The 3107-nt window shown below is 63.3% G+C and carries 3 protein-coding genes; all 3 read right to left on the reverse strand.

Annotated elements, in window-relative coordinates:
- Positions 1 to 187: 187 nt before the first annotated feature.
- Entirely contained in the window at positions 188 to 862 is a 675-nt protein-coding gene (locus BQ17_RS13525; RefSeq protein ID WP_089727924.1) for an electron transport complex subunit E, read from the reverse strand.
- Between the two features lie 350 nt (positions 863 to 1212).
- The gene (gene rsxG, locus BQ17_RS13535; protein ID WP_089727926.1) at positions 1213 to 1851 is read right to left on the reverse strand and encodes an electron transport complex subunit RsxG; all 639 of its coding nucleotides are present in this window, start codon (positions 1849 to 1851) and stop codon (positions 1213 to 1215) included.
- The gene (locus BQ17_RS13540; protein WP_256091604.1) at positions 1848 to 2945 is read right to left on the reverse strand and encodes an RnfABCDGE type electron transport complex subunit D; all 1098 of its coding nucleotides are present in this window, start codon (positions 2943 to 2945) and stop codon (positions 1848 to 1850) included. The genes rsxG and BQ17_RS13540 overlap by 4 nt, the downstream gene beginning before the upstream one ends.
- Positions 2946 to 3107 lie beyond the last annotated feature (162 nt).

Below are 3107 nucleotides of genomic sequence, written 5' to 3' on the forward strand. Positions count from 1 at the left end.
CTGTGAAAACCATTGGTTAGTGCAGATAACAACCGGAAAGCGAACCACGGATGAACACGGATCGACACGGATGGAGAGCAATCCGTGTCGATCCGTGGTTCGAGATAGCGAGGATTAGATCGTTTGTTAATTGAGAACACCCCCTAGCAATATCGATCGAAACGAGGTACTAGTCCCTCAAGGGATCTTAACCACTCCCCTTTCCCGTCGCCTTCAGGCTTCCCCGCTCCAGTGACCGCTCCAGCGCCCGTTTGCCCGCGAGGAGGAAGCCCAGGGCGATGAATCCACCTGGCGGCAGGATCGCGAGCAGGAAGCCGCGATAATCCGGGATCAGGGTCAGCTCCAGGAACGCCAGGGCATCGCCCAGCATCAGCGCGGCGTCCCGAAACAGGGTGCCGCTGCCGATCAGCTCCCGCACCGCCCCCAGGACTACCAGGACCAGGGTAAAACCGATTCCCATCATGAGGCCGTCGACCAGGGCCGGCAGCATCCGGTTGCGGGAGGCGAAGGCCTCCGCGCGCCCGAGGATGGCGCAGTTGGTGACGATCAGGGGGATGAAGAGCCCCAGGACCCGGTGCAGATCATGGACCCAGGCGTTCATACCCAGGTCCACCAGGGTCACCAGAACGGCGACGATGAGTACGAAGATGGGGATGCGCACCTCGGGGGTAATGAGGCTGCGGATCAGGGCCACCAGGATGCCGGAGGCGACCAGGACAAAGGTGGATGCCAGTCCCAGGCCCAGGCCGTTGGTCGCGGTCCCCGTCACTGCGAGCAGTGGACAGAGCGCCAGCGATTGGACGAGGACGACGTTGTTGTCCCAGAGACCGGCGCGGGCGATGCGGCCATAATCGGTGCTCATGGTCGGACTCCTGGAGTGATGAGTGATGAGTGATGAGTGATGAATGATGAATGATGAATGATGAATGAAAAGCAAGGTATTCTTGAACGAACCAAGGCATTTGCGCTGAGAATTATCCGGCTTTACTCGTCTTTACCGAAGACGGTGGAGGCACAGGTGATTGGAAAATGTCGTTAAGTTCGTTAAGTTAAGCCGTCATTCTGCCAGGGAGTGGCAGAATCCAGTCACAGGGATGTGAAAATTCTCCTGATTTTCAGAGCCTCTCGGTTTCGGTAATCCCGGTCGAATTGGCAGCATTGCCTTAACTTAATGGCATTGCCCCCCATCCCTCGCTCATCACTCATCACTCATCACTCATCACTCATAATTCTGCCGGCCAGCAGGGTAGGGCGGTGATCGCGAAAGAATCGCAGGCCGTCCTTGACGGCGCCGACGACCGCCCGGGGGGTGATGGTGGCGCCGCTGAATTGATCGAAGTCGCCGCCGTCCTTTTTCACCGCCCACCGCTCTGCGGGCGGGTTGCCCAGGGAGCGACCGTTGAAGCCGAGGATCCAGTCGTCCCGCTGCACCTCAATCTTGTCCCCCAACCCCGGGGTTTCGGCATGTGCCAATACCCTGACGCCCAGGATCTCGCCCTGGGTATCGAGTCCTAGGATCAGCTCGATGGGGCCGGCGTAGCCCGATCTGCTGACACGGAAGGCGACCCCCGTTACCAGGCGGCCACGTCGGGCACGATAGACGGTAACCTCCTCGCCCGTTGCTCGGGTGAGGGTCAGGGGATGGGCGAGGAGGTCGTTGTCGTGCATCCCGGCCGGGATCACCTGACCGAGCGAAGTCAACAGGTCCTCTGCTCGGCGTTGCTCGATGGCGTCTCTGGTGGCGAGGTTCCCGATGACCAGAAGCACGGCGGCGAGCATGGCGGCCACGCCCAACAGACTGGCCTGGTAGGCGAGCGGTTTGGGGGCGCTCGGTGCAGCGAGGGTGCTCATCGGACCCGCTCCGCGTCGTCGCCGGGTTCCAACGGGGCCCCCTTGCGATCACGCCCGTAGATGCGGGGCTGCACCCAGTGGTCGATCAGCGGCGTACAGGCGTTCATCAACATGACCGCGAAGGCCACGCCTTCCGGATAACCGGACCAGGTGCGGATGATGAAGACCAACAGGCCGCAGCCGGCACCGAAGAGGAGCTGTCCCCGGACCGATAGGGGCGAGGTCACCAGATCGGTGGCGATGAAGAAGGCCCCCAACAGGGTGGCCCCTGAAACCAGGTGCAGGACGGGGTCGGCGAAGCGGCTGGGATCGAGCAGGTGCAGCAGGCCCGCCGACAGGGCGATGGCGCCCAGCATGGCGACCGGGATGTGCCAGGTGATGACGCGCATGGCGAGCAGAAACAGGCCGCCCAGGAGGATCAGCAGCGCCGAGGTCTCGCCCAGACTGCCGGGGACGGTGCCGATCGCCCCGCGCAGGGCGCTGTAGTCGGGCGGCAGGCCCTGGGGCAGGCTCAGGCCCTGCCCGAGCTCGTTGCGGATATGTCCTAGAACAGAGGCACTGGTGACGGCGTCGAGCCGGGCCTGGGGTTCCAGGGTGTCGAAGGTGATGTCCAGGCCCGCCGCGAAATCGGGGGCCGCGGCCGAAAGGAACGGGGTAGGGGCGACGAAGGTCGTCATCTCCAACGGGAACGAGATCAGCAGCGCCACCCGTGCCACCATGGCGGGGTTGAATAGGTTCTGGCCGATCCCGCCGAAGATCTGTTTGGCGACCACGATGGCGATCAGGCTGCCCACCAGGCCGATCCACCAGGGCGCCCAGGGCGGCAGCGTCAGGGCCAGCAGCCAACCGCTCAGCAACGCGGAGCCGTCCGTCAAAAAAGGCCGTACCGGCTTACCGGCGATCCGCAGACAGACGGCCTCGGCAATGACGGCCGCCGCGATCGTGACCAGGAACAGAAAGATGGCGGGCCAGCCGAACTGCCAGAGGCCGAATAGGGTCGCCGGCACCAGGGCCAGCATGACCAGGCCCATGGTCCGGGAGACGCTCGCGCCAGCGTGGGCATAAGGCCCGGCGACTAGATATTGGTCGCTCACGCCGCCGACTCCTCGCCGGCCGGCTCCACCGCGGCCTGTGCCCTAGTACCTAGTTTTGACCGATGTTGCAAGTTCATAGTATCTGCTGGCTCACACGCTTGGCTCACATGCTCCAGTGTGTGGAGTAGGGGGTGTTGACAGTCCGAAGGTCCGCGCAGCGGA

The organism is Candidatus Thiosymbion oneisti (assembly GCF_900092655.1).
Lineage (GTDB): Bacteria > Pseudomonadota > Gammaproteobacteria > Chromatiales > Chromatiaceae > Thiosymbion > Thiosymbion oneisti.

What these genes read in the sequence shown, in the direction of transcription:
- BQ17_RS13525 (WP_089727924.1), bottom strand. Translation starts at nt 862, where the DNA reads ATGAGCACCGATTATGGCCGCATCGCCCGCGCCGGTCTCTGGGACAAC.
- rsxG (WP_089727926.1), bottom strand. Translation starts at nt 1,851, where the DNA reads ATGAGCACCCTCGCTGCACCGAGCGCCCCCAAACCGCTCGCCTACCAG.